A 24,686-nucleotide genomic window follows, 5' to 3' on the forward strand; every position below is an offset into this window, starting at 1 on the left:
GCGGTTCGCGTGGCCGTCGAGCGTCACCCCAGGCCCGATGCCCAGAACAGACCGAGGACCGTCTCGCGGTTCGCGTGGCCGCCGAGGGTCACTGCGTGCCCGACGCCCGGAACAGACCGATGCCGTCTGGGTCACGCGGCACCGAGCGTCACTCCAGGCCCGATGCCCGGAACACGCCGAGGGCCGTCTCGCGGTTCACGTGGCGGGCCAGGTGGTGCAGCGCCGTCGTGCCGCTCAGCAGTGTTCCGGCGGCCTCCGAGCCGCGGGCGCCCTCGTCCAGGCGGTACCACAGTTCCGGATTGCGGATCAGGACCTCCGGGTCGATCTCGATCCGGTTGCCGAGGGTGTCGCGCAGCACCAGGCGCCGGGTGACGCCGTCGAGCGGGCGTACCGCGGTCAGCAGATCGGTGCGGACGCGGCGGGTGCGGTACAGGCGGCGGGTGGCCAGCCAGCCCCGGCCGGCGGACACGCGCACCGGGAACAGCACGAGGAGCAGGAGCAGGGCCAGCAGGAGCCACAGGGCACCGCGCCACCAGGTCAGCGAACCGGCCGCCCAGTCGACGCACAGCAGCAGGCCGAACAGCGCGCCGGCACAGCGGGCCGAGGTGCGCGCGTCCTCGGTCCAGCCGCGGTCGTGCACCACGCTCCCGGTGCCGGACGGGTACGCGCCGGTCGGCTGGGGGCGGGTGTCGTTGCCGTGCTCCATGAGGGAAACGGTAGTCCGTCGGCGGTGCCCCGGGTCTGCCCTTGACGGTGCTCTGACGGCCGGCGGCCGGTTCTTGACGGGACGGCAGCGGGCCGGCGTGGCGCCCTCGCGTGAGGCGCGGTGCGTGACCGGGTCCCCCTTCACAACCCCCGGGTGTCGATGCGCAGATGCCACGTGTTGCGGCGGTGGACGGACAGCAGCTCCGATTCCAGCGGGGACGGGGGCACCGCCAGGACCGGGCAGACCGCGTGGGCCAGGCAGTGCCGGGAGACCCGGCCGGAGAAGGCCCGTTGCAGTCCGCGCCGCCCGGTGCCCACGACCAGGACGTCGTCCTCCCGGTTCGCGGTCGCCACCAGCGCCGGGCCGGGGGCGCCGCGCACGACGACGGGCTGCATCGGCACACCGGGACCCTCCGCGTCGAAGATCTCCTCCAGCACCGAGGCCAGCCGCTGTCTGGCCAGTCGCTGCCACTCCTCGACCAGCAGTCCGGCGGCGGGGGAGCGCCGGGCGGCGGAGTCACCGCCCGGTGGTTCCCAGGCCAGCACGGGCCAGAGCTGAGCTCCGATCCGGCGGGCCAGGGCGATGGCCCGCCGCAGGGCCGTGACGCTGTTCAGGGAGCCGCTCACGCCGACCACCACTCGCGTGGCCGTGGACGCGTCGTAACCGGACATGACTCATGACTCCACCGTTGCGGACGGGCACCGCACGGGGTGACACCCGTGACACCCGCGGGCAGGCCCGCCGCGAGGTCCTCGTTTCCTTCCATCCCACCCCCGTGCCGGGGATTCGACCAGCCGGGCGGCACGAACACTCCCGCGAACACCACTCCCGCCATTAAGATTCGGCGCTCAGAACGAAACTTTCGAGCGCCTCCAGGAGGCGAGCATGCGAACGTACGACAACCCGGTCATCCCGGGTTTCCACCCCGATCCCAGCGTGTGCCGGGTGGGCGACGACTACTACCTGGTGTGTTCCAGCTTCGAGTACTTCCCCGGCGTTCCGCTGTTCCACAGCAGGGACCTGGTGCACTGGCGCCAGATCGGCAATGTGCTCGACCGCCCGGGGCAGTTGGACCTGCCCGACGACGTCCCGGCGTCCGCGGGCATCTACGCGCCGACGATCCGGCACCACGACGGACTCTTCCACGTCATCACCACCAGCGCGGGTGCCGGCGGTACCTTTCTCGTCACCGCCGAGCGCCCCGAGGGCCCCTGGTCCGACCCGGTGTGGATCGATCTGCCCGGTATCGACCCGGACCTGGCGTGGGACGAGGACGGTTCCTGCTGGGTCGCGATGGCCGGGGTCAGCGTCGCCCGGATCGACCCGCGCACGGGGAGGGTGCTGGAGGGTCCGCTGCCGATGTGGTCCGGCACCGGCCTCCGCGACCCGGAGGCCCCGCACCTGTACCGGATCGGCGACTGGTGGTACCTGCTGCTCGCCGAGGGCGGCACCGCCCTGGGACACGGTGTCTCCGTGGCCCGCGCCCGCTCCCCGCGCGGCCCCTGGGAACCGGCTCCCGGCAACCCGCTGCTGTCCCACCGCGGCACCGGCCTGCCCATCCAGTGCACCGGCCACGGCGACCTGGTCCAGGCGGCCGACGGCACCTGGTGGATGGTGCTGCTCGGCACCCGGCCCCGTGGCTGGTTCCCGGAGTATCACGTCCTCGGCCGGGAGACGTTCCTGGTCCCGGTGGAGTGGGTGGACGGCTGGCCGCGGACGGGCCTGGTCCAGGAGCGGCACCCGGCGCCGGCCGCCCGGGCGCCCGTCGAACAGCCGCCGGCGCGGGACGACTTCACGGGACCGGAGCTCGCACCGCACTGGATATCCCCGCGGCGCCGGCCCGAGGACTGCTGGTCGCTGACCGAGCGGCCGGGGTGGCTCACCCTGACCGCCACCGGGGACAGCCTCGACCGGCCCGGGCACACCTTCGTCGGCCGCCGCCAGCAGCACCACGACTGCCGGGCGGCGGCGTCGCTGGAGCCCGGTGCCGCGCGGGCGGGGCTGTCGGTGCGCATGGACGAGGCCCATCACTACGACCTGGAGGTGAGCGGGGGCAGCGTGGCCGTGATCGCGCGGATCGGCCCGCTGCGGCAGAGCGTCGCCGCACACCCGGTGCCCGCGGGGCCGGTCACCCTGGCCGTCGAGATCCGCGCCACCCGGGACCCCGGGACGCAGCACGGCCCCGACACCCTCGTCTTCTCCGTCGTGACTGCCGAGGGAACCGTCCGGCTCGCCGAACTCGACGGCCGCTATCTGTCCACGGAGGTGGCCGCCGGTTTCACCGGCCGTGTCATCGGCATGTACGTCACCGAGGGCCGCGCGGCCTTCGACTGGTTCGAGTACGCGCCCGCCACGCCGTGACCGGGTACGCGCCCGCCACGCCGTGACCGAGGCGCTGACGCACCGAGCGATTTCGAAAGTTTCGGAAGAGGTGAGGCGTGAGAGATGCTCGGGACGCCATGCCCAGGGCACGCGTCGGGGCCGGTGCGCACGGGTCAGGTGCGGCCGGCCCCTCAAGTGCACTCGGCCCCTGTTCAGGTCGGGTCAGTGTGGCGTTGGGCCCTGCCCGGGTCGGGTCTCCCCGTCGTCCTCAGGCGGCGGTCATCACCTGCTCCGCACCGAGCGGGCGGTGCGGGGCGATGACGCGGCCGTCGGGCAGCAGCTCACCGGTGTCCTCGAAAAGCAGGACGCCGTTGCACAGCAGGCTCCACCCCTGCTCCGGGTGGTGCGCCACGAGGCGGGCGGACTCCCGGTCGGCGGATTCGGCTGGCGGGCACGGTGGCTGATGCTGGCACATGGGCGGGATCTTTCGCTCTGTCGTGATCATGTCCGTCCCCCGTGGTGATGAGTCGGTCGGAATCCAGTGTTGTCCTCTGGGCGTCGTTCCGCAGGGATTTCACGGCACCGCTTCTCACAGGTTCAGGACGCGTCACCCGCGCGGACGGTTCAGTCCAACTGCACCGTCCCTTCGGGTGGTTCGCAGTGGCCGGATGGGACTAGTCCGGATGGCTCCGGGCGGCGGAGTGCTCGAAAGACAGTCGTACCCCGCTTCCCTCGTGGGCAGCGGGGTACGCGTGCGTCGGTCAGGCAGGCGAGCCGAGCAGCGGGAGAGGAGTCGCCCGATGGGTCAGCACCGGAAGCAACTCGGCGACCGGGAACGGACGGTGTGTCGGTATGCCGGGCGGTGCGGGCGCCAGCGGCACGAGCAGATCGGCGGCGGCGGGATGGCCCTCGCTGCCGTCGCCGGAGCAGTCGCCGTGCAGCCACAGGGTGAGCATGTACAGCCCGGGAACGGACAACAGCCGTGCCTGGTACGGCTGTTGCAGGGCCTCGGCCTGTTGCAGGGCACGTTCGGTGGAGGCGACGTAGGGGCCCTCGAAGAAGTGCGAGAAGGCCCAGCCGTCGGGAGTCAGCATGGTCTCGGCCGCGGCCACCGCACGATCACCGCACCGGATCAGGAAGCGCCAGCCGGCCAGTCGCGTCGCGGACAGGCCTTGCGCGGTGATCCGGTCCAGCACGTGGACGGGCAGCGGCAGTTCCGGTGTCGTCGGACCCTGCGCGGCGCGCAGGGAGGGGGTGCGCGCCTCACGGACCGCGGTGGGGGAACCGAGGGCGGTGAGGACGGAGCGCAGGGCAGGCGCGGGGGCAGGGGGCACGTGCAGCGGCATGTGGGTCGCCTCTCATTAGACAGGCGCGGCGGCGCGAGGAGGGTGGGGCGGACGGCGCTGTCAGCTCACGGAAGGCCGGAGAGGTGGGGGCCCAGGTCGGTGTGAAAGAGAGTGCGGCTCGGTCTGCCGCCCGTCAACGGGGACGGCAGGAACACCGCGGAAACCAGGACCGAGGGCGCCAACCTTCTGCCTTGTGGACGAAGTTTATACGACGTGTGTTCGGCCGGTGTTTCGTCTATCCGATTCCGGTCGACCCGGCAAGGCGGAATTAGGCCGTCGATTTGCGGAAATCATCCCGATTTCCGGACCTGGCACCCGTCGCTGACCTCGTCATACGCGCCGGTAACGGTCGGCCGAATGTCGTCGGCGTTTTTCACGAGGTGTGCGGGGCACCCGAAGGTGCGAGCGCGGCATGCCCCGTGAATGTGCCGCCGGGAACATTCAGACAGACTAGCGGGCGGCGGGCCCGCGCGGGACGTTATCGATCGCTTCGGCTGGGCATCATCCCACCTGACCCGGGAGCCAGGCGGCCGGATCGTCGGCCCGCCCATCCGAGGAGGGACATTCGATGGGGGAGAAGGTCGTGGCAGGGCAGTTCGACCTGTCCGATCGCCAGCGCTATCGCGAAAAGCTCCAGCAGTGCCTGACGGGACTGGAGCGGCTGCTGCGCGAGAAGCGATTCGACCGACCCAAGAATCTCATGGGAGTCGAGATCGAGTTGAATCTCGCCGGGTCGGACGGTATGCCGAAAATGTTGAACGGGCAGGTACTTGAGCGCATCGCGAGCCGCGATTTCCAAACAGAACTCGCCATGTTCAACCTGGAAGTCAACATAGCCCCACACCGGCTGGGCGGACGGGTATTCGACCGGCTCGCCGAGGAGCTGCGCACCTCGCTCGCCTACGCCGACCGCAAGGCCGGCGAGGTGGACGCGGGTATCGTGATGATCGGCATCCTGCCCACCCTCGACCGGGACGACCTGGTCTCCTCCAACCTCTCCGAGGTCGACCGCTACACACTCCTCAATGACCAGATCGTCGCCGCGCGCGGAGAGGACTTCCGGCTCGACATCGAGGGTGTGGAGCACCTCGTCTGCACCTCTAAGTCGATCGTGCCCGAGGCCGCGTGCACCTCCCTGCAACTGCACCTGCAAGTCACCCCGGCGCGGTTCGCCGACGTGTGGAACGCGGCCCAGGTGGCCTCCGCCGCGCAGATCGCCGTCGGCGCGAACTCACCGTTCCTCTTCGGGCACGAGCTGTGGCGCGAGTCCAGGCCCCCGCTGTTCCAGCAGTCCACCGACACCCGCCCGCCCGAGCTCCAGGCGCAGGGCGTACGGCCGCGCACCTGGTTCGGCGAGCGGTGGATCACCTCCGCGTACGACTTGTTCGAGGAGAACCTGCGCTACTTCCCGGCCCTGCTGCCGATCTGCGACGACGAGGATCCGCTGGAGGTCGTCGAGGCCGGCGGGGTGCCCAAACTCGCCGAACTCGTGCTGCACAACGGCACGATCTACCGCTGGAACCGGCCGGTGTACGGCATCGCGGACGGCGTCCCGCACCTCAGGGTGGAGAACCGGGTGCTGCCGGCCGGGCCCACCATCACCGACGTGATCGCCAACGCGGCCTTCTACTACGGCCTCGTCCGCGCCCTCGCCGAGGAGTCCCGGCCGGTGTGGACCCGGCTGCCGTTCGCCGCGGCCGAGGCGAACTTCGACGCGGCGTGCCGGTACGGCATCGACGCGCGCTTCGTGTGGCCCCGGCGGGGGCGGTACGGCGGCACGGGCGAGGTCGACGCGGTCACGCTGGTCCGCGACGAGTTGCTGCCGCTCGCCTCGGCCGGGCTGGACGCGTGGGGCGTGGAGGCCGCCGACCGGGACCTCTACCTGGGCGTGATCGAGGAACGCTGCCGGCGCCGGGTGAACGGGGCGTCCTGGCAGGCGGCCACCTTCCACCGGGCTCTGGAGCAGGGGATGTCACGGCAGGCGGCCCTGGCGGCGACGACGCGGAGGTACGCCGAGCTGATGCACGTGGGGGAGCCGGTGCACACATGGCCCGTGGGACTGCCGGAGCCGGTACCGCTGGGCTGAGCGCGGGGCCCGGCGGGTCTGCGGTACGGGCTGAGCGCGGGGCCCGGCGGGTCTGCGGTACGGACTGAGCGCGGGGCCCGGCGGGTCTGCGGTACGGACTGAGCGCCGGGCTCCGGCGGGCCGCGGTACGGGCTGAGCGCCGGGCCGGCCGGGCCGCTGGGCGGCCTGAGACCCGGGTCGGCCGGGCCGCTCGACCGCCTGAGACCCTGACCAGGCGCGCCGCTGGGCAGCCTTCTGACCGGGTCGGCCGGGCCGCTGGGCGGCCTGAGACCCGGGCTCGCCGAGCCGCTCGACCGCCTGAGACCCTGACCAGGCGCGCCGCTGGGCAGCCTCCTGACCGGGTCGGCCGGGCCGCTCGACCGCCTGAGACCCTGACCAGCCGCGCCGCTGGGCAGCCTCCTGACCGGGCCGGCCGGGCCGCTCGACCGCCTGAGAACCCGACCAGCCGGGCCGCTGGGCAGCCTCCTGACCGGGTCCGCCGAGCCGCCGGACGGCCTGAGCGCCGGGCAGGCCGCCGGGTCGCGGCCCGGGGTCGAACGCCGTTGCGGCGACGTGAGGCCACGGTCAGAGCCCGGCCTTCCAGGGGCATCCCGCGCCCTCCACAGCTCCTTCTGCGATCCTTGCCAGGCGAAAGGTGGGCCAGGGGCCCGTGAGCCGGCTGGAGGCAGGGGTGCAGGTGGAGGCTGACTCGGTGGCCGATTCCGCGGGGCGCGAGCGCGACCCGCGACGGATGCTGCGGGACGAGACGCTGCTCGTCCTGGCGCTCTCGCTCGGGGCGAGCGGGGTGTCCGCGCTGATCAGCTTCATCGGCTCGGTCACCAAGCCGGGCGGGCTGAAGGACCAGGCGGCCACGCTCAACGCCTCCGCCGCACCGGGCCGCCCCTGGCTGGACCTGGCCTGGCAGCTCTTCGGCATCGCCACCGCGCTGGTCCCCGTGGCCCTCGTCGCCCACCTGCTGCTGCGCGAGGGCGCGGGGCTGCGCACCCTCGGCTTCGACCGCACCCGTCCCTGGCCCGATCTGGCCCGGGGTGCCGGCGTCGCGGCCGTGATCGGCAGCACCGGCATCGCCTTCTACCTCGTCGCCCGCGGCCTCGGCTTCAACCTCACCGTCGTACCCGAGGCACTTCCGGACGTCTGGTGGAAGTACCCGGTGCTGATCCTCTCGGCGCTGCAGAACGCGATCCTCGAAGAGGTGATCGTCGTCGGCTACCTGCTGCGCAGGCTGGGGCAGTTGGGCTGGACCCCGGGGACCGCACTGGCGGCCAGTGCGGTCCTGCGCGGTTCGTACCACCTCTACCAGGGCATCGGCGGCTTCGTCGGCAACATGGTCATGGGTGTGGTGTTCGTCTACCTCTACCGGCGCTGGGGCCGGGTCGGGCCGCTGGTCGTCGCGCACTCCCTGCTCGACATCGGCGCCTTCGTCGGCTATGCCCTCCTCGCGGGCAAGGTGGGCTGGTTGCCGACCGCCTGAGCGAGCCCTCAGGCGCGCAGTTCGCCGTCGATGACCGTCACCGCGAAGCCGGTGAGGAGGGTGCGCTCGCCCCGCAGGCCGGTGCGGACCAGCCCGGTGCGGCGGGAGGCCTGGAGCCCGGTGAGGTCGTCGCGGCCGAGGCGGGCGGACCAGTGCGGGGCGAGTGCGGTGTGGGCGCTGCCGGTCACCGGGTCCTCGTCGATGCCGACGTTCGGGAAGAAGCAACGGGAGACGAAGTCGTAGCCCAGGGACGGGTCGTCGGCGCGGGCGGTGGCGATGATCCCGCGCGAGGAGTAGGCGCCGAGGGCCCGGTGGTCGGGGGAGAGGCCGAGCACGGTCTTCTCGTCGGCGAGTTCGACCAGCAGGTCGCCGACGTTCGGGCCGGTGTCGAACGCGGCGACCGGCCGCGCGCCGAGCGCCTCGGCGACCCCGGCCGGGATCTCCACCGGGGTGAGCGGGGCGGTCGGGAAGTCCAGGGTGACCGAGCCGTCCGCACCGGGCGTGGCGATCAGCACGCCGCTGCGGGTGGCGAACCGCACCGGGCCCTCGTGGGCACCGGTGGTGTGCAGGACGTGGGCCGTGGCGAGGGTGGCGTGGCCGCACATGGCGACCTCGGTGACGGGGGTGAACCAGCGCAGCGCCCAGTCCGCCTCGCCGCCCCCGGGCAGCCGGTGCGCGAACGCCGTCTCGGCGTGGTTGACCTCCAGGGCGACGTTCTGGAGCCAGTCGTCGTCCGGGAAGACGTCGTCCAGGAGCAGGACTCCGGCCGGGTTGCCGGCGAAGGGCCGGTCGGTGAAGGCGTCGACGATTCGGATGCGCATGGCGCCGACGCTAGCGGCTGCGACGGCCCCTGGACCAAGGCCAATCCGGGGATGCCGGACTGATTCCAGGGCCCGGCCCGCCCGCGGGACGGCCGGCGCGCGCCCCTGCGCACCACGTTCGTCCTCGTCCGGCAAGGGGGTTGTCACACGATCGGTTCCGATATATCGTCGAGGCATCGCGAACGATATGCGATGCAGACGCGACAGATCAACGATGGAATGGAGTGATCGCGATGCGCACCCACGGTTTCGAGCGTGGACACCGGCACGAGGGCCCCGGTCGACGGGGTACGGGTGGCTTCGGCGGGTTCGACGGGCGGCGGGCCGCCTTCGGGCCCTTCGGTCCGGGCGGTCCGGGCTTCGGTCCCGGGGGATCCGGTTTCGGACCGGGCCCCTGGGGGCCGCGCGGACGGGGCGGTCCGCGAGGGCGGGCACGGCGAGGTGACGTACGCGCCTCGATCCTGGCCCTGCTCAAGGACCGGCCCATGCACGGCTACGAGATGATCCAGGAGATCGCCGAACGCAGCGGCGGCGCCTGGAAGCCCAGCCCCGGTTCGGTCTACCCGACCCTCCAACTGCTGGAGGACGAGGGCCTGATCGTCAGCGAGAGCGAGGGCGGCAAGAAGCTGTTCTCCCTGACCGAGGGCGGACGCGCCGCCGCCGACGAGGGGCCGGACGCCCCCTGGGAGGAGGCTTCGCGCGGTGTCGACTGGGAGGCCCTCACCGAGATCCGCCAGGCAGGCTTCGGGCTGATGGAGGCCTTCGGCCAGGTGTGGAAGACCGGCAGCAAGGAGCAGCGCGAGAAGGCGCTCGCCGTCATCAACGACGCCCGCAAGAAGCTGTACCTCATCCTCGCCGACGAGCACTGAGCCTCCTGGACGAGGGTCGCAGGTCGTGGCGCCCCGCGCTGTCCGCGCGGGGCGCCTTCGGCTGTCCCGGCTCAGGTCGGCAGGCCGTCCAGCGGCGACGGTCACCGCCGTCGGACCCTTGCCGTGGATGGCGAACACCCGGGCCGGCTCCCGCTCCTCGATGTAGTCGGTGAGCTGGGCCCGCACTTTCGCGGCCGGCGCCCGGATGCGTGCCCCGGCGCCGACCTCGGCCGTGCGGCCACTCCTTCGGGTCGGGCGTACAGGGCCCCGGTGTCGCGGAACGTAGCCGACGGGCGTGAACACTCGGTACTGATGAACCGTCAGGACCGGTGCGAGGCGTGCCGTCCGTGCCCGGGGCCGGTCTGATCTCCTCCGTGAGGATGAGATCCGGGTCGGCGATGTCCACTCCGCGTGGGACGCGAAAATGGTTCCCCTCGTGGATGCCCCGTCCCGTGGCGGCTGATGAGGTGGGGGCGTGCAACCCCGTACAGCCCACCGGACCGCCGATGACGCAGCGGTTCCGCACCCGGACGGCGCTGCCGGGCTCGGTGCCGAGCTCGCGGCGGTGGTCGCCGCTGCCCGCCGCAGGGCCGTCAGGGACAGGGACCGGCACACCGACACCGCCCATCTGCTGCACGCCTTGCTGGAACACGATCCCGAGGCCCGCGCCGCCGTCGGGGGCCCGCAGCGGCTCGCCCGGGTCCTCGGCTACCTGGTGCAGCGCAGCATCGGCTACGGACTGCGCTGGCAGACCAGCGTGGAGGACTCCGCCGCGATGCCCCTCGTCCCCGCGCCGGCCGGCCCCGCCGACGCCGCGGGTCTCGCCGGGCCCGTCGACTCCCTGGGTGCCGCCGGTCCCGGCGGACCGGGCAAGAACGCCGAGGGCTGGTCCCCGGCCGCGGCCGCCGCGCTCGCGGACGCCCGCGCGCGTGCCCGGCGGCGGGGCGCGCCCCGCGTCGGCGGCACCGACCTGCTCGCGGCGCTCGCCGCGGACCCGCGGTGCCGGGCCGTCGAAGTCCTCGAACGCGCCGGCATCCCCGCCCGCGAACTCTCCGCGCGGATCGAGGCGGCCGCGGACGTGTACGCCGACGACGGCGGGGCGGCCCGCTGACCCCGCGGCCCCTCCTCCTGCGGCCGTCCATCAGCTGAGACAGGTGTCATCAGGAGTGACGCACCTGTCGTCTCCTGCCATCATGTGCCGGTGCATACGTCTGTGAGCAGTCAGGACAGCCCCGGCAAGGGAGCCGGGCTCGGTCTCGCGCTCGGCTCGGCGCTGGCCTTCGGCGGGTCCGGAGTGGCCGCCAAGCCGCTGATCGAGGCGGGACTCGACCCGCTCCACGTGGTGTGGCTGCGCGTGGCGGGCGCCGCCCTGGTGATGCTGCCGGTCGCGATCCGGCACCGGGCGCTGCCGCGCCGCCGGCCCGCGCTGCTCGCCGGGTTCGGGCTGCTCGCCGTCGCCGGTGTCCAGGCCTGTTACTTCGCCGCGCTCTCCCGCATTCCGGTCGGCGTGGCCCTGCTCATCGAGTACCTGGCGCCCGCCCTGGTGCTCGGCTGGGTGCGGTTCGTGCAGCGGCGGCCCGTCAGCCGCGCGGCCGCCCTCGGCGTCGTCCTCGCCGCCGGCGGCCTCGCCTGCGTGGTCGAGGTCTGGTCCGGCCTGAGCTTCGACGCGCTGGGCCTGGTGTTCGCGCTCGGCGCCGCCTGCTGCCAGGTCGGCTACTTCGTGCTGTCCGACCAGGGCAGCGACGCGGGCGACGCGGCGCCGGACCCGCTCGGCGTCATCGCCTACGGGCTGCTGGTCGGCGCCGCCGTGCTGACCGTGGTGGCCCGCCCCTGGGGCATGGACTGGTCGGTGCTGGCGGGCTCCGCGAGCCTGAACGGCACCGCCGTACCGGCCGTCGCCCTGCTCGCCTGGATCGTGCTGGTCGCCACGGTGATCGCGTACGTCACCGGTGTGCTGTCCGTGCGCCGGCTGTCTCCGCAGGTCGCCGGGGTCGTCGCCTGTCTGGAGGCGGTCATCGCCACCGTGCTGGCCTGGGTGCTGCTCGGCGAGCACCTGTCCGCGCCGCAGGTCGTAGGGGGTGCGGTCGTCCTGGTCGGCGCGTTCATCGCGCAGTCCGCCACCCCGGCCGGGGGCTCCGCGGCGCCGGTCGCCCCGGGTGGCGCGGAAAGGGAGTTGTCCGCGCGAGGTACCGCCGCCTAGAGTCCGGATCATGGCGCACCACGCACTCGTCCTCTCGCCCCCGGCCGCCTGAGGCGGGCCTCCGGGACCCGCCCGGCGCACGCGCCGGGCCGGACGGTGCTGCCCGCAGACGAAGTCCGCGCGCCCCGCTGGAGCGGGACGCTCCCGAACTTCCGCACGTCCGCGTGCGTCTTCTGCGGAGAGATTCCCTTGTCGACCTTGTCGCACCCTGCTTCAGGCCTGCCCGTCGGGCGTGGCCTGCTCCACCTGATCGTCACCGGTGCCGCCTGGGGCACCGCGGGCGCCGCCGCCTCGCTGGTCTACCGGACGAGCGACATGGGCGCCTTCGCCCTCTCCTTCTGGCGCTGTGCGCTGGGGCTCGCCCTCCTTTCGGCCGGCCGGCTGCTGCGGCCGCGCGGCCGCCGTACGGCCCCGGCCCGGCCCGTGCGCCGGGCGCTCACGAGGGCGCTGGCCACCGGGCTCGGCCTGGCCGTCTTCCAGACCGCGTACTTCGCGGCCGTGGCCTCGACCGGGCTGGCCGTGGCCACCGTCGTGACCCTCGGCGCGGGCCCCGTGCTCATCGCGCTCGGCGCCCGGCTGCTGCTGGGGGAACGACTCGGCGCCGGTGGTGCCGCGGCGGTCGCCGGCGCGCTCGCCGGGCTGGCCGTGCTCACCTTCGGCGGCTCGGCGGCGACCGTACGTCCGGCGGGCGTGCTGCTGGCCCTGGCCTCGGCGGCGGGTTACGGCGTGATGACCCTGCTGATCCGCTGGTGGGGGAGGGGCGGCAGCGCCGACTCCGCCACCACCACGGTGGGCGCCTTCGCCGTGAGCAGCCTGTGCCTGCTGCCGCTCGCGGCGGGGGAAGGGCTGCTCCCGCACACCGCCCACCCGGCCCGGCTGCTGTGGCTGCTGCTGTACATCGCCGCCGTGCCCACGGCCCTCGCCTGCGCGTTCTACTTTGCCGGAGCCGCCGTCGTCCGGTCCGCCACCGTCTCGGTGATCATGCTGCTGGAGCCGGTGACCGCGGCCGTGCTCGCCGTCGTCCTGCTCGGTGAGCGGCTCACGGTGACCACGGCGGCCGGCACCCTGCTGATGCTCGGCGCGGTCGCGGGCCTGGCGGTGAGCGAGGCCCGCGCGGCCGGACGGCGGGAGCCGGCCGCGGTGTGACCCTCGGCCGCTACCGCGTCGCCAGGTAGTCCGGCAGCTCGATGCCGGGCGCCAGGTCGGCGTTGCGGAGGGGTGTGCCGTAGCCCTTGCGGAGCGGGACGACCCCGGCCCAGTGCGGCAGGTCCATGTCCTCGGGCTCGTCGTTGGCGTCGCCGGTGCGGACCTTGGCCGAGACCTCCTCCAGGTCCAGGCGGATGACCGCGGTGGCGGCCAGCTCCTTCTTGTTCGCGGGCCGGGAGTCGGCGGCCCGGCCCGGCACGACATGGTCGACCAGCGCGTCCAGGGCCAGCCGCCGCTCCTCGGGGTCGGTGACCTCGTGCGCGGTGCCGTGCACCACGACCGAGCGGTAGTTGATCGAGTGGTGGAAGGCGGAGCGGGCCAGCACCAGCCCGTCGACGTGGGTGACCGTCAGGCACACCGGCAGGCCCGGGTCGGCCCGGCCGGTCATCCGCAGCGGCCGGGAGCCGGTCGAGCCGTGCACGTAGAGCCGCTCGCCGACCCGGCCGTACAGCGTCGGCAGCACCACCGGGGCGCCGTCCCGGACGAAGCCGAGGTGGCAGACGTACCCCTCGTCCAGGATCGCGTGGACCAGCTCCCTGTCGTAGGACGCCCGCTCGGCGGAGCGCGTGGGCACGGTCCGGTCGGTCGGCGTGTAGGCGGCGGCCCGTGTGTCCTCGGTCGTGCCCTGCATGTCGGTCCCCTCCGGTGGCGGCGAGTTTTGCACTAGTGCATAATGTTCTTTGTGCTAGGAGAATATCGGATCACCGGGCGCGGCGCAGCCGAGATCGCGGCCGGCGTCGAGGAGGCGGTCGGCAGCGGCGCGCTGCGGCCGGGTGAAGCCCTGCCGCCCATGCGGGAGTTGGCGGCCCGGCTCGGAGTGAACGCGAACACGGTCGCCGCCGCCTACCGCATCCTGCGCGAACGCGGCGTGATCGAGACGGCCGGCCGCAGGGGCAGCCGTGTCCGCCCCAAGCCGGCCACCACCGGCCGTGAGCAGCTGCGCGTGGAGGTGCCTCCCGGAGGCCGGGACCTCTCCACGGGCAATCCCGACCCGGCCCTGCTGCCCCGCCTGGCCCCGGCCCTCGCCGCGGCGGCCGAGCAGGGCGACCGCCGCCCTGTCCGCTACGGCGACGACCCCCTGGACGCGGACCTGGCCCGCCTCGCCCGCGCCGAACTCGACGCCGACGGCGTCCCGGCGGGCCCGCTGACCGTGACCTCCGGCTCCCTGGACGCCATCGAACGCGTCCTCACCGCGCACCTCAGGCCCGGCGACACGGTCGCCGTCGAGGACCCCGGCTGGGGCAGCCTCCTCGACCTCGTCCCCGCCCTGGGCCTGCACACGGCGCCGGTCGGCGTGGACGACGACGGACCGCGCGCCGACGACCTGCGCCGTGTCCTGGAATCCGGCGCCCGCGCCCTGATCGTCACCGACCGGGCCCAGAACCCGACCGGCGCCTCGGTCACCGCCGCACGCGCGCGTGCCCTGCGCGCGGTGCTGCGCGACCACCCGGGGACCCTGCTCATCGAGGACGACCACGGCCACGGCATCGTCGACCTGCCGCTGCACCCCCTCGCGGGCGTCACCCACCACTGGGCCTTCGTCCGCTCGGCCGCCAAGGCCTACGGCCCCGACCTGCGCCTCGCCGTCCTCACCGGGGACGCCGTCACCGTCGACCGGGTCCGCGGCCGCCAGCGCCTGGGCCCCGGCTGGGTGAGCCTCCTCCTGCAACGGGCCGTGGCCCACCTGTGGACCCATGGCGCGGTCGACCGGGCGGCGGTGGCGGAGGCGTACCGGGCCCGCAGGACCGGCCTGGTCGACGCCCTGGCGGAGCGGGGGGTCGTCGCGCACGGCCGCAGCGGCATGAACGTCTGGGTACCGGTCCCCGACGAGACGGGAGCCATCGCCCGCCTGCTCCACAGGGGCTGGGCGGTCGCCCCGGGCGCCCGCTTCCGCCTGGCCTCGCGGCAGGCGGTGCGCATCACGATCTCACCGCTCACCGAGGAGGACATCACCCCGCTGGCCGACGCGGTGGCGGCGGCGGTGCGCCCGAGTCCGGCCCGCACCTATGGCTAGGGGACGTCGAGAGGGGCGCGTGGCCGGAGGGCGTCGAGAGGGCGCGTGGCCAGGGGCGCCGAGAGGGGCGCGGCATCGATGCGAGGGTCCGCCGCGTGGGCGCGTGAGGCCACCACGGACCCCTCACCCCCACGGCCCACCCCTCAGGCGCCCTTGCCCCGCGCCTGCGTGAGAGCGGCGCCCGCCAGCACGATCACCGCCCCCACCGGCGTGGTCCACCGCAGGGACTCCCCGAGGATCGCCACCCCGGCGGCCGTGGCGATGACGGGGATGAAGTACGTGACCATCTGGGCGGTGGTGGGCCCGACCTCGGCGACCAGCCCGTACTGGATCAGCACCGCCAGCCCGGTGCCCAGCGCGCCCAGCGCGGCGACGGCCAGCAGGGGAACGACGGCGAAGTGCTCCGGGACGCCGGTGAACAACGGTGTCACCACGGCCAGCTGTACGGTCGCCAGGAGCAACTGGCCCCCGGTCATCGACAGATGGGAGTTGCCCGTGCCGGCCAGTGTCCGGCGGACATAGATCCAGCCGACCGGATAGCTCAGCGAGGCCAGCAGCGCCATCGCCGTACCCGTGGCGTCCAGCCCGTGGAAGCCCTGCCAGGCGCCGAGCACGGTGAGGACGCCCAGGAACCCCAGGCCGAGCCCGGCGACGCGCACCCGGGTCGGCCGGTCCTCGGACAGGGCCACCAGGGACAGGGCCATGCCCCACAAGGGGGACGTGGCGTTGCAGATGCCGGCCAGGGTGGACGGGATCGTCAGCTCGGAGTAGGCGAACAGGGAGAACGGCAGGGCGTTCAGCAGGAACGCGGCGACCGCCATGTGCCCCCACAGCCGGGCCCCGCGCGGCAGCCGCTCCCGCTTCACCGCCATCGCCGCCACCAGTACCGCCGTACCGAACACCAGCCGTCCGAGGGTGACCTGGAAGGGCGCGTACCCCTCGGTCCCCACCTTGATCAACAGGAAGCTGAAACCCCAGATCAGGGACAGGACGCCGAAGCGGACCCGCCAGCCGAGGCGGGTGCGCGGCCGGGCGGGGGAGGGGGACTGGGACCTGGTGGGGGTCGATGCGGTGACCGTGCTCATGGTCTCCACGATGGGGGAGACCATCTCGTAGCACAATCGAGATTTCTCACGCGGTACCTCTTAGAATTGCTTACATGTTGAACCTGGAGCGGCTGCGCACCCTCGACGCCCTGGCCCGGCACGGCTCGGTCAGCGCCGCCGCCGACGCGCTGCACGTCACCACGTCCGCGGTCTCCCAGCAGCTGGGCAAGCTGGAGCGGGAGGTCGGCCAGCAGCTCCTCGCCAAGAACGGCCGCGGCGTACGGCTCACGGACGCCGGCCGGCTGCTGTCGGAGCACGCGGCGCGCATCCTGTCCCAGGTCGAGCTGGCCCAGTCCGACCTGGAGGCGCACCGCGGCCAGGTCGTCGGCGAACTGAGGCTGTCGGCGTTCCCGACCGCCGCCCGCGGCCTGTTCCCCGCCGCGCTCGGCGCCCTGCGCACCGAGCACCCCGGACTGCGCGTGCGCTCCAGCGAGCTGGAACCCGAAGCGGGCATCGCCGGGGTCGTGCGCGGCGACCTCGACCTCGCGGTGGTCCTGGACTGGTACAACAAGCCGATGCCCGTACCCGACGGCCTGGTCAAGGCGCCCCTGCTGGACGACCCGGCCGAGGTCGCCATGCCCGCGACGCACCCGCTCGCGGACCGGGACGAGGTGGACCTCACCGAGTTCGCCGAGGACGAGTGGATCACCTGGGGCGAGGGCGAGTTCTGTCATGAGTGGCTGATGTTCACCCTGCGGTCCAAGGGCGTCGAGCCGATCGTCGGCCACCGCGCGGGGGAGACCCACACCCAGCTCGGGCTCGTCGCGTCCGGGCTGGGCGTGTGCATCGCGCCGCTGCTGGGCCGGCACCCGGTGCCCGAGGGCGTGGTCCTGGTGCCGCTCAAGCAGCGCGTGCGCCGCCATGTGTACGTCGTCTGGCGGGCGGACGCCGACCGCCGGCCCTCCATCCGCGCGGCCGTCGAGGCGCTGCGTACGGCGGCCCGGAAGCTGGGCTGAGCGCGGCTCGGCGGTCGCCCAGCCGGTCTGCGCCGGGGCCGGGCCCGGGCCGCCCGGCGGGGTCATCGGCACCCTCCGGGGCCTACGCCCCGCCCAGCTTCCGGAAGTCCCACGACACGATCTTGTCCGGGGTCAGCCGGGCCCAGGCGTGCCGGCCGTCGTGCGGCATCTCGTCCAGACCGAAGTTCTTGCGCGCGAACAGCGTCTCGGCGGTGTCCAGTTCCGCGCACAGCTCGCCCCGGCGCGGCACCTCGCCGACGAACTCCACCCGGCCGGACAGCTCGACCCCGCGCAACTGGTCGTACTCCTCACCGGAGTCCACCACGACGGCCACCCGGGGGTCGCGGCGCAGCTGCGCCCAGCGCCGGCTGCGCACCACCGAGTACAGCCACAGCGACGTGCCGTCCCAGGCGAACCACAGGGCGCTGACGTGCGGTGCGCCGTCGGCCGAGACGGTCGCGACCCGGCAGGTGCGCTGGGTGGTGAGGAACTCGTCCAGCTCGCCGGGCGTCATCATGATCTTCCGGCCCCGGCGCTGCTGTGTGACGGTCATGCGGCCCCCTCTTCTCCCACGTCGTGTCGGAAAACTATGGTGATCTTCTGACATCACGTCAGAAAAGAGAAGCCGTCGTCTTCGAGGGGGCGCTGCCATGCCGTCGTACGAGCGACTCGACGACCTCCTCGATCCCGCGAGCACCGTGCTGCTCACCGTCGAGTGCCAGCAGGGGGTCGTCGGCCCGGACAGCGCCCTGCCCGAACTGGCCCGCGTCGCACGCTCCTCCGGTGCCCTGCACCGAGTGGCCCGGCTGGTCGCCGCCGCCCACGAGACCGGGGTGCAGGTGATCCACGCGATCGCCGAGCGCCGCCCCGACGGCCGGGGCGCGAACCGCAACGCGCGCCTGTTCCGGGCCGCCGAACGGCTCCCCGTGCGGCAGTTGACCGGCAGCACCGCGGTCCGCGTCGCGCCCCCGATCGAGGTCGCCGAGGAGGACTTCGTCGTACGGCGGCTGCACGGGCTGTCCCCGATCCACGGCACCGAGGTCGACGCCCTGTTGCGCAACCTCGGCTGCCGCACGCTGATCGTCGCCGGAGTCTCGGCCAACGTGTCCGTTCCCAACGCGGTGTTCGACGCCGTCAACCTCGGCTACACCGCCGTCGTCCCGGCCGACGCCATCGCGGGGGTGCCCGCCGACTACACCCCCGCGCTGATCCGCAACACCCTCGCGCTGGTCGCCACGGTCGCGACCACCGACGAACTGCTCGGCTGCTTCGGACGGGCGCGCGGACGGCGCTGAGCCCGCTCAGGCCAGCGTGATCTCGTCGCCGGAGACGGCGATCTTCGCCGCGGGCAGCGGCTGCGTCGCGGGCCCCTTCTTCACACTGCCGTCCGTCACGGAGAACTCGCTGTTGTGGCACGGGCACACGATCACACCGTTCGCCACGCTGCCCACCGCGCAGCCCTGGTGGGTGCACTTGGACGAGAACGCCTTGTAGGTGCCGGCCGACGGCTGGGTGACCACGACGCCCTGGTCCTTGAAGATCTTGCCGCCGCCCTCGGGGATGTCGGCGGTTTTGGCCAGCGCGGTGCCGCCGGCCCCGTTCTCGGTGGTCCCGCCGGATTTCGAGCCGGTGTCGACGGTGCCGGACGAGTCGTCGCCCGAACCGCAGGCGGTCAGCGCGGCGGCGAGCCCCGCCGCTCCGGCCGCCGCCATGACGGTACGGCGGGCCGGTCCCGCTGCGGGGTGGAGCGATGGGCTGGTCATCTGAGGGTTCCCTTCCGCGGAGCTTCTCGTGTTCCGTCATGGGGTACGGCCCGAAGACGGCGGCCGTTCAGACGGCCACCCGGATCCTTCCCCTGGGGTGACGACCCGGAAGCTGCGCGGGGGGCTCCCGTTCCCGGGCCCTGGGGGGACGCCCCGGGCCGGGAACGGGAGCCTCGCGTCAGGACGGGGGCTGGAGAACCGCGTCGATGACGTAGATGGTGGCGTTCGCGGCCTTGATGTTGCCGCAGACGATGTTCGCCTTGCCGTTGACCTTGAAGTGGGTGCCCGAGCCCGACGTCGTCAGTTTGCCGCCCTCCACCGTGGTGAAGGAGCCCTTGGCGAGTTGGTCCGGGGTGATCCGCTGGTCCACGACGTGGTAGGTCAGCACCTTCTTCAGCTGCCCCTCGTTCTTGAGCAGTGAGGCGAGCTGCGGCGCGGTCACCTTCTTGAAGGCCTGGTCGTTGGGCGCGAAGACAGTGACGTCGGGCTTCCCGTCGAGGGCACTGCTCAGCCTCGCCCGGACCGTGGCCGCCACGAGCTGGCTGAGCTCCGGGTAGGCGGCTGCCGCCTCCACGACCTTGTCCCTGGCCGTGTCGGCCTTCTGGGAGAGCGACGCGCAGCCGGGACCGAACGTCCCCGACGGGCTGGGGGACGCGTCCTGTGCGTGGCTCTGCGACGTCAGACCTGCGAGCGCGAGCGGAACGGCGACCAGAGCCGCACCGGTGGCCCTTGCTGTACGCATGCGGGTGAACCTCATCGCAACCTTCCTCCCGTGGAGGCGTGAGCACTGCGACGGTCTGGACCGCGGACGTTGTCGTTTCCGCGGGGCGGGGCGGGGCGACTGCTGCGCCAGGCCATGGGCCGTTCCGCCCGGCCACTCAGCGAGCGTAACCAGCAGGTGCGGATGACCGCATCTCGAAGCCCGGCCCCCGTGACAACCGCCGTTCGAACTGTGTTCTTCCGCCGGGTCGTCGGGACCTGCCACCACTCGACCGACCGCGTGTCCGTCTGACGGCACAACGGGTGACGCGTTCGGCGTGGACCCCCGTACCCGCCACCACAAGCCGTTCACTGAGGGGCGTGATCAGGCTTGGTACGGCGCTCGCGGGCATTGGCGGAGCTCTCGGCGGGGGCTTTGTCGGAGCAACAGCCCACTACGTGGTCAGAACCCTGGGACAGCGCCACAGAGACGAGCAGTCGGGACTGCAGGCCCAGCGGCAGGCCGTCCACCGGCAGTTCAGGCATGTGTGCGCGGCGAGGGACTGGGTGGCCGGGCTACCGCAGGCCGTCAGCGCGTCGGACTCGCCTGAGTTCCGGCACCAGGTCAAGGCCGAAGCGGTCATGCGCAGCGACGAATGCCACGCCGTCTGGGACGTCACCCAGGTGGACATCGACAGCGGCGAGGTCCGCTCGGCCATGGCCGGCCTCGACCAGGAAGTCGCCACCGTCCTGGGCCAGGTGGCGAAGGGGGACCTCGCCCCGGACATGAACCGGCTGCAGCGGCGTCTCGACGAGCTGACGGCTGCCGCGAAGCACCGCCTGACCACCCGTCTCGGCGCGCGACCTCACGAACTGACATGCCTTCGGAGGGGCGGTGCGGCCGGCCGCCACCAGGAACCCCGGCGGTCCAGAAGGGTAAGCTGACACCGAAGGGCGCCGTCCTCACTGTCCACCGGCGCCCGTCACAGCCGGCGTCGGGGAGAATCCGGTCCTTGCTGTGCCCAGGGCGGTCGCGCCCTTCCTGCGTCGTCCACAGGGCGACGACCGAGGTGGTGAGGAGCATGGCCGTACCGGGCGGGAACGGACGGGCACCGGCCACATCACATGCCGATCCCCGCGGGGACCCGTTCCTCCGGACGCAGTTCGCCGTACCGGCGCGTCCCGTGACGTTCCTGCGGCGCGACCGGCTGGTCGGGCACCTCGACGAGGCCCTTCTGACGCCGTTGACGGTGGTCCACGGAGCCGCGGGAGCGGGCAAGACCCTGCTGGCCGCCGACTGGGCCTCGGCCCGGGACGAGCCCGTCGCCTGGCTCACCGCCCGGGTGGCGGACAAGGGAGGCGGCACCTTCTGGGCGTACCTCCTGGAGGCCCTGCGCCTCGCCGGCGTGACGATGTCCGCCGACGTGGGCCTCCCCGCCGAAGCGGGCCGCGCGGACGACAGGCTGCTCACGCGGCTCGCCGCCGAACTGAGCAGCCGGAACGCTCCGGCGGTCCTGATCATCGACGAGTACGACCGGGTGACCGACCCGGAGATCGCGGACCAGCTGGAATTCGTCCTCCATCAGGCGGGCCACGGCATGCGCCTGGTTCTCGTCACGCGCACCGAGCCGCTCCTGCCGCTCCACCGCTACCGGGCGGCCGGCACCATCACGGAGATCAGGAACGCCGAGCTGGCCTTCACCCCGGGCGAAGCGGCCGTACTCCTGGCGCGGCACGGACTGCTTCTCCCGGCCGACGACGTGGGCGCGCTGGTGGAGCGCACCCGTGGCTGGGCCGCCGGACTGCGGCTGTGCGCCCTGGCCGCGCAGGGAGAGACGGATCCGCGGACGTTCCTCACGGAGTTCGAGGCCGACCGCACCACGATCGCCGACTTCCTGCTCGCCGAGGTGCTCAAGCGGCAGACAGCCGGGACGCAGGACCTGCTGCTGCGGGTCAGCGTCCTCGAACGCTTCTGCCCCGATCTCGCCAACGCTCTCACCGGGCGCACCGACGCCGAACGCGTCCTGACCGCCCTGCACGGCCAGAACGCCTTCGTCGAGTACCTCGGGCACGCCTGGTTCCGTCTCCATCCGCTGTTCGGGGAGATCCTCCGCGCCCACCTCAGAGTGCGCTCCCCGGAGCTGGAAGCCGAGCTCCATCGCCGCGCGGCACGCTGGCTGCGACGCTCGGGGTCCCTCGGCGAAGCGCTCGGCCACGCGGCCGCGGCGGACGACTGGGAGACCGCCGCCGGCGCCCTCATCGGCGACCTCGCCCTGGGAGAGGTCTTCACCGGCCCGCACTCCGACGATCTGTCCCGGCTGTTCTCCCGCATGGGGCCCGAGCCCACCAGTGCGGTCACGGACCTCGTCCGCGCGGCCTGCGAACTGTCCCGTTGTGAGGTCGCGCGGGGTTCCTCCCGTCTGCGACGGGCGGCACAGGCCCTGGCGAAGCAGGCCGGATCACCGGAGGCCGATCCGGCCGACCTGGCCGCGACCCGACTGAGCTGCGCCTTCCTGGAGACCCTGGCAGCGCGCCTGACGGGTGCGCCGGGACGGGCGGAGAGGGCGGCACAGTGCGCGGAGCAGTCGCAGCGCGAGGTTCCGGGCACGCTTCTGGAGGCGCACCCCGAGCTGACCGCACTCCTGCTCACCCATCTCGGCTCGGCACGCTTGTGGGCGGGCCGTGTCCGAGCTGCCCGAACGGCCCTGACCACGGTGGTCGACGCCGGCGAGGTGGGTGCGACGGCGCCGGCACGCCGGGAGTGTCTGGGCCACCTGGCCCTGATCGACTATCTCAAGGGCTGGCCCGGCAGAGCCGAGCGCAAGGCGTTGGCCACGGTCACCGCGGTGGACCACGGCGACCCGCCCCCGGCGCCCGGACCGGGGCTGGCCTCGCTGGTCCTGGCCGCGGTGGCCGTCGAACGCGACGAGCTGGACCGGGCCCAGGCGCTCCTCGACGCCGCGGTGGACCCGCGGCACCCGCCGCCGGACCCGGTGACGCAGGCGGGACGGGCCATCGTCACCGGGCGGATCCATCTGGCCCGCGGCGACACGCAGGCCGCGCTCGAAGCGGCGGACCGAGCCGTCGTGGCCGATGTGGCGTCCCCCTGGGCCGAAGCGCACACGGCGTCCGTGGCCGCCGCCGCTCACCTCGCCGAGAGCCGGCCGGAGATGGCCCTCAAACTGCTGGAAGACGTGCCCGGTGACGAGCCGGTGTGCCTCGTGGCGGCCGCGCAGGCGGAACTGGCCGCGGGCAGACCCGGGGCCGCGGCCGAACTGCTCGGAAGAATGCGGCCACAGGGCGACCTCGGGCCCGCCATCACCGTACGGGCCGCACTGGTCAGAGCCCAACTGGCAGGCGAGGAGGGGGACTACGCCGCCCAGCGCCGGCTCGTCTCGCGGGCGCTCCGGGAAGCCCGCCGCGAGCGGCTGCGACGCCCCTTCGCGGACGCCGGGCCGTGGCTGCGCACACTGCCGTCGGACGTACTGGCCGAGGGCCGGCTCTCCCGCGGACCCACGAGGCGCGGCATCCCTGCGCGCGACGGGGAGCGACCGGCGCCGCCGGTGGTCGAGGAACTGAGCGGCCGGGAACGCGACGTCCTTCGCCGGCTGGCCCAGATGATGTCCACGGAGGAGATCGCCGCCGACCTGTACGTGTCGGTCAACACGGTCAAGACCCATCTCAAGAGTGCCTACCGGAAGCTGGCCGTGAACCGGCGCCACGACGCGGTGCGCCGCGCCCGGGAACTGGGGCTCCTGTGACGGCACGCCCCGCGAACGGGCGTGCCGCACCCAGGCGGCAGGCGATATCACCCCCCACGGGCGAAGCGGTTCCATGGACCGGGGCCGGAGGATCGCACGGACAGGGACCGGCGGCCCCCTCGGGGAGACGTGGGGAGAGCAGCTCATGCGCTACGAGATTCGCGTCGACGGACGGATGACCGAGACGCTGGTCAAGGCGTTCCCCGAGCTGGACCACGTCCTGATGGCCGGCCAGACCATCCTCTTCGGAGCGGTCGTCGACGAGGCACACCTGTACGGGCTGCTGACCCGCTGCCAGTCACTGGGACTGAGAGTGCTGGAGATGCGCCAGATGCCGTCCTGATCCGGCCGTCGGCCTCACTCCGGAGTGCCCCGCCCCTGGCGCCGGAGACCGCTGCGGACGGCGGCCCCGAGCACCCGTACGGCGAGACCCACGATGAGCAGAGTGCATGTCATCTGGCACATCACCAGCACCCTCCCCGTGCGGGAGACCGCGAAGATGTCACCGAAGCCGACGGTGGTGAACGTGGTGAGCGTGAAGTACAAGGCGTCGGTTCTGGTCAGGTGCTCGTTGAAGGACCCGGGCGCTGCGCGTTCGAGCAGGTAGTAGCCGCTCGCGAAGAGGACCAGATACAACGCCACGGTGGCGGCCACGGCCTCGACGGCCTTCAGCCGGGGCGAGGATGAGCGCCTGATGAGCCACACCTCCCAGCCGAAGAACAGGCCGGCCGCCAGCAGGCCACCCACGAGGGCCAGTGCCGTGAGGTCCTCGCCGTGCCAGTCCAGTGGCAACAGGTAGTACGCGGTGACCAGGCCGGCCGCGACACCGGCCGAGCGGGCGATCGAGACGGCCGTGGCCCAGGGGCCCGGCTGGCGGGAACCCGCCGTCCCCTCCGGCGGGTCCGGCTGCTCGCCGGCAGCCACTGGATCGGTCATCTGGTGCCTCTTCGTCCGCTCCGCCACGGGCCGACCGCCGGCCCCGCGCACCCACCTCATCGTCCGGGTCCACCGCACGGATCACCCGCCGCGGGTGACCCCACGACCACCGGTCGGCGGCACTCTGGCCCGGTGAGCTGCCCACACGGCCCCGTCGGCCTTCGGAAGAAATCCGCTCGGAAGGGCTCCGCCGATCGTGTGAGGAAGGGCCATGACCGACTCCGGCGGTCACGAGCCGTGCGCCGGGATGGCCGACCCCGTGGGGGCGACGCGCCTTCGCCCGGTGAACCGCACGGCGTGCATCGGATCTCCCGGGCCCGCGCGACCTGGGCACGGGAACACGCGCACTCGTACGGTCCCGAATCTCCCCGAGGAGGAACCTTGCACGGTCCCGGTCCCTGACACCGCCGACGCTCCCTCCGAA

24 protein-coding genes are annotated in these 24,686 nt (G+C 73.2%); 13 read left to right on the forward strand and 11 right to left on the reverse strand.

The window, feature by feature from the left end:
- Positions 1-148: 148 nt before the first annotated feature.
- Positions 149-706: a hypothetical protein gene (locus ACH4LD_RS18410; RefSeq protein WP_398058867.1), complete on the reverse strand. Its 558-nt coding sequence runs from the start codon at positions 704-706 to the stop codon at positions 149-151.
- A gap of 140 nt (positions 707-846) precedes the next feature.
- Positions 847-1,377, reverse strand: coding sequence for a universal stress protein (locus ACH4LD_RS18415; RefSeq protein ID WP_398058866.1), 531 nt, complete (start codon positions 1,375-1,377; stop codon positions 847-849).
- Between the two features lie 214 nt (positions 1,378-1,591).
- Between ACH4LD_RS18415 and ACH4LD_RS18420 the strand changes: the two genes are divergently transcribed.
- A complete protein-coding gene (locus tag ACH4LD_RS18420; RefSeq protein WP_398058865.1) occupies positions 1,592-3,067 on the forward strand; it encodes a glycoside hydrolase family 43 protein in 1,476 nt (491 codons plus the stop codon).
- A gap of 229 nt (positions 3,068-3,296) precedes the next feature.
- On the opposite strand, the gene ACH4LD_RS18425 is transcribed toward ACH4LD_RS18420, so the two are convergent.
- Together ACH4LD_RS18425 and ACH4LD_RS18430 are read right to left on the reverse strand one after the other, a co-directional pair.
- Complete coding sequence (locus ACH4LD_RS18425) at positions 3,297-3,503, reverse strand: DUF5999 family protein (RefSeq protein WP_041665012.1); 207 nt, start codon at positions 3,501-3,503, stop codon at positions 3,297-3,299.
- A 286-nt stretch (positions 3,504-3,789) separates the two neighbouring features.
- Positions 3,790-4,374: a hypothetical protein gene (locus tag ACH4LD_RS18430; RefSeq protein WP_398058864.1), complete on the reverse strand. Its 585-nt coding sequence runs from the start codon at positions 4,372-4,374 to the stop codon at positions 3,790-3,792.
- A 568-nt stretch (positions 4,375-4,942) separates the two neighbouring features.
- On the opposite strand from ACH4LD_RS18430, the gene ACH4LD_RS18435 reads away from it, so the two are divergent.
- Both ACH4LD_RS18435 and ACH4LD_RS18440 read left to right on the forward strand, forming a co-directional pair.
- Positions 4,943-6,460, forward strand: coding sequence for a glutamate--cysteine ligase (locus tag ACH4LD_RS18435; protein WP_398058863.1), 1,518 nt, complete (start codon positions 4,943-4,945; stop codon positions 6,458-6,460).
- Between the two features lie 670 nt (positions 6,461-7,130).
- Positions 7,131-7,931: a CPBP family intramembrane glutamic endopeptidase gene (locus ACH4LD_RS18440; protein WP_398058883.1), complete on the forward strand. Its 801-nt coding sequence runs from the start codon at positions 7,131-7,133 to the stop codon at positions 7,929-7,931.
- Positions 7,932-7,939: 8 nt separating this feature from the next.
- On the opposite strand, the gene ACH4LD_RS18445 is transcribed toward ACH4LD_RS18440, so the two are convergent.
- Positions 7,940-8,752 (reverse strand): PhzF family phenazine biosynthesis protein, encoded by an 813-nt coding sequence (locus ACH4LD_RS18445; RefSeq protein WP_398058862.1) that lies wholly within the window; start codon positions 8,750-8,752, stop codon positions 7,940-7,942.
- A gap of 233 nt (positions 8,753-8,985) precedes the next feature.
- Between ACH4LD_RS18445 and ACH4LD_RS18450 the strand changes: the two genes are divergently transcribed.
- The 4 genes from ACH4LD_RS18450 (at position 8,986) to ACH4LD_RS18465 (ending at position 12,967) form a co-directional block, all read left to right on the forward strand.
- Positions 8,986-9,621, forward strand: coding sequence for a PadR family transcriptional regulator (locus ACH4LD_RS18450; protein WP_398058860.1), 636 nt, complete (start codon positions 8,986-8,988; stop codon positions 9,619-9,621).
- Between the two features lie 475 nt (positions 9,622-10,096).
- A complete protein-coding gene (locus ACH4LD_RS18455; RefSeq protein ID WP_398058859.1) occupies positions 10,097-10,732 on the forward strand; it encodes a Clp protease N-terminal domain-containing protein in 636 nt (211 codons plus the stop codon).
- Between the two features lie 84 nt (positions 10,733-10,816).
- Positions 10,817-11,821: an EamA family transporter gene (locus ACH4LD_RS18460; protein ID WP_398058858.1), complete on the forward strand. Its 1,005-nt coding sequence runs from the start codon at positions 10,817-10,819 to the stop codon at positions 11,819-11,821.
- A 198-nt stretch (positions 11,822-12,019) separates the two neighbouring features.
- Entirely contained in the window at positions 12,020-12,967 is a 948-nt protein-coding gene (locus tag ACH4LD_RS18465) for a DMT family transporter (protein WP_398058882.1), read from the forward strand.
- Between the two features lie 10 nt (positions 12,968-12,977).
- Here ACH4LD_RS18465 and ACH4LD_RS18470 read toward each other — a convergent pair whose 3' ends face one another.
- A complete protein-coding gene (locus ACH4LD_RS18470) occupies positions 12,978-13,658 on the reverse strand; it encodes a pyridoxamine 5'-phosphate oxidase family protein (protein WP_398058857.1) in 681 nt (226 codons plus the stop codon).
- Between the two features lie 51 nt (positions 13,659-13,709).
- Between ACH4LD_RS18470 and ACH4LD_RS18475 the strand changes: the two genes are divergently transcribed.
- On the forward strand, positions 13,710-15,041 hold the full coding sequence (locus ACH4LD_RS18475; RefSeq protein ID WP_398058856.1) for an aminotransferase class I/II-fold pyridoxal phosphate-dependent enzyme: 1,332 nt from the start codon (positions 13,710-13,712) through the stop codon (positions 15,039-15,041).
- A 143-nt stretch (positions 15,042-15,184) separates the two neighbouring features.
- Here the strand turns inward: ACH4LD_RS18475 and ACH4LD_RS18480 are convergent, their stop codons facing one another.
- Positions 15,185-16,126, reverse strand: coding sequence for a DMT family transporter (locus tag ACH4LD_RS18480; protein ID WP_398058855.1), 942 nt, complete (start codon positions 16,124-16,126; stop codon positions 15,185-15,187).
- Positions 16,127-16,200: 74 nt separating this feature from the next.
- Here ACH4LD_RS18480 and ACH4LD_RS18485 point away from each other — a divergent pair, with 74 nt between their 5' ends.
- The gene (locus tag ACH4LD_RS18485; RefSeq protein WP_398058854.1) at positions 16,201-17,103 is read left to right on the forward strand and encodes a LysR family transcriptional regulator; all 903 of its coding nucleotides are present in this window, start codon (positions 16,201-16,203) and stop codon (positions 17,101-17,103) included.
- An 82-nt stretch (positions 17,104-17,185) separates the two neighbouring features.
- On the opposite strand, the gene ACH4LD_RS18490 is transcribed toward ACH4LD_RS18485, so the two are convergent.
- Entirely contained in the window at positions 17,186-17,656 is a 471-nt protein-coding gene (locus ACH4LD_RS18490; RefSeq protein ID WP_132788481.1) for a pyridoxamine 5'-phosphate oxidase family protein, read from the reverse strand.
- Positions 17,657-17,753: 97 nt separating this feature from the next.
- Between ACH4LD_RS18490 and ACH4LD_RS18495 the strand changes: the two genes are divergently transcribed.
- Complete coding sequence (locus ACH4LD_RS18495) at positions 17,754-18,398, forward strand: cysteine hydrolase (RefSeq protein WP_398058853.1); 645 nt, start codon at positions 17,754-17,756, stop codon at positions 18,396-18,398.
- 6 nt (positions 18,399-18,404) lie between these two features.
- Here ACH4LD_RS18495 and ACH4LD_RS18500 read toward each other — a convergent pair whose 3' ends face one another.
- Positions 18,405-18,866: a Rieske (2Fe-2S) protein gene (locus ACH4LD_RS18500; RefSeq protein ID WP_132788479.1), complete on the reverse strand. Its 462-nt coding sequence runs from the start codon at positions 18,864-18,866 to the stop codon at positions 18,405-18,407.
- 178 nt (positions 18,867-19,044) lie between these two features.
- Entirely contained in the window at positions 19,045-19,623 is a 579-nt protein-coding gene (locus ACH4LD_RS18505) for a fasciclin domain-containing protein (protein WP_398058852.1), read from the reverse strand.
- 401 nt (positions 19,624-20,024) lie between these two features.
- On the opposite strand from ACH4LD_RS18505, the gene ACH4LD_RS18510 reads away from it, so the two are divergent.
- From ACH4LD_RS18510 to ACH4LD_RS18520, 3 genes are all read left to right on the forward strand, one after another.
- Entirely contained in the window at positions 20,025-20,510 is a 486-nt protein-coding gene (locus ACH4LD_RS18510) for a hypothetical protein (protein ID WP_398106177.1), read from the forward strand.
- 137 nt (positions 20,511-20,647) lie between these two features.
- A complete protein-coding gene (locus tag ACH4LD_RS18515; RefSeq protein WP_398058850.1) occupies positions 20,648-23,326 on the forward strand; it encodes a LuxR C-terminal-related transcriptional regulator in 2,679 nt (892 codons plus the stop codon).
- A 145-nt stretch (positions 23,327-23,471) separates the two neighbouring features.
- Positions 23,472-23,669, forward strand: a complete 198-nt coding sequence (locus ACH4LD_RS18520; RefSeq protein WP_132788475.1) for a hypothetical protein — start codon at positions 23,472-23,474, stop codon at positions 23,667-23,669.
- 14 nt (positions 23,670-23,683) lie between these two features.
- Here ACH4LD_RS18520 and ACH4LD_RS18525 read toward each other — a convergent pair whose 3' ends face one another.
- The gene (locus tag ACH4LD_RS18525; protein WP_398058849.1) at positions 23,684-24,262 is read right to left on the reverse strand and encodes an ion channel; all 579 of its coding nucleotides are present in this window, start codon (positions 24,260-24,262) and stop codon (positions 23,684-23,686) included.
- Positions 24,263-24,686 lie beyond the last annotated feature (424 nt).

Origin of the sequence: Streptomyces sp. NPDC017676 (assembly GCF_044329325.1) — a bacterium.
Taxonomy (GTDB): domain Bacteria; phylum Actinomycetota; class Actinomycetes; order Streptomycetales; family Streptomycetaceae; genus Streptomyces.

Bases quoted from the DNA above. Each gene is read 5' to 3' on its own strand.
- ACH4LD_RS18480 (WP_398058855.1), bottom strand. From the start codon at position 16,126: ATGAGCACGGTCACCGCATCGACCCCCACCAGGTCCCAGTCCCCCTCC.
- ACH4LD_RS18505 (WP_398058852.1), bottom strand. From the start codon at position 19,623: ATGAGGTTCACCCGCATGCGTACAGCAAGGGCCACCGGTGCGGCTCTG.
- ACH4LD_RS18500 (WP_132788479.1), bottom strand. From the start codon at position 18,866: ATGACCAGCCCATCGCTCCACCCCGCAGCGGGACCGGCCCGCCGTACC.
- ACH4LD_RS18450 (WP_398058860.1), top strand. From the start codon at position 8,986: ATGCGCACCCACGGTTTCGAGCGTGGACACCGGCACGAGGGCCCCGGT.
- ACH4LD_RS18420 (WP_398058865.1), top strand. From the start codon at position 1,592: ATGCGAACGTACGACAACCCGGTCATCCCGGGTTTCCACCCCGATCCC.
- ACH4LD_RS18525 (WP_398058849.1), bottom strand. From the start codon at position 24,262: ATGACCGATCCAGTGGCTGCCGGCGAGCAGCCGGACCCGCCGGAGGGG.
- ACH4LD_RS18445 (WP_398058862.1), bottom strand. From the start codon at position 8,752: ATGCGCATCCGAATCGTCGACGCCTTCACCGACCGGCCCTTCGCCGGC.
- ACH4LD_RS18490 (WP_132788481.1), bottom strand. From the start codon at position 17,656: ATGACCGTCACACAGCAGCGCCGGGGCCGGAAGATCATGATGACGCCC.
- ACH4LD_RS18520 (WP_132788475.1), top strand. From the start codon at position 23,472: ATGCGCTACGAGATTCGCGTCGACGGACGGATGACCGAGACGCTGGTC.
- ACH4LD_RS18430 (WP_398058864.1), bottom strand. From the start codon at position 4,374: ATGCCGCTGCACGTGCCCCCTGCCCCCGCGCCTGCCCTGCGCTCCGTC.
- ACH4LD_RS18415 (WP_398058866.1), bottom strand. From the start codon at position 1,377: ATGTCCGGTTACGACGCGTCCACGGCCACGCGAGTGGTGGTCGGCGTG.
- ACH4LD_RS18425 (WP_041665012.1), bottom strand. From the start codon at position 3,503: ATGTGCCAGCATCAGCCACCGTGCCCGCCAGCCGAATCCGCCGACCGG.
- ACH4LD_RS18410 (WP_398058867.1), bottom strand. From the start codon at position 706: ATGGAGCACGGCAACGACACCCGCCCCCAGCCGACCGGCGCGTACCCG.
- ACH4LD_RS18485 (WP_398058854.1), top strand. From the start codon at position 16,201: ATGTTGAACCTGGAGCGGCTGCGCACCCTCGACGCCCTGGCCCGGCAC.
- ACH4LD_RS18470 (WP_398058857.1), bottom strand. From the start codon at position 13,658: ATGCAGGGCACGACCGAGGACACACGGGCCGCCGCCTACACGCCGACC.
- ACH4LD_RS18515 (WP_398058850.1), top strand. From the start codon at position 20,648: ATGGCCGTACCGGGCGGGAACGGACGGGCACCGGCCACATCACATGCC.
- ACH4LD_RS18435 (WP_398058863.1), top strand. From the start codon at position 4,943: ATGGGGGAGAAGGTCGTGGCAGGGCAGTTCGACCTGTCCGATCGCCAG.
- ACH4LD_RS18495 (WP_398058853.1), top strand. From the start codon at position 17,754: ATGCCGTCGTACGAGCGACTCGACGACCTCCTCGATCCCGCGAGCACC.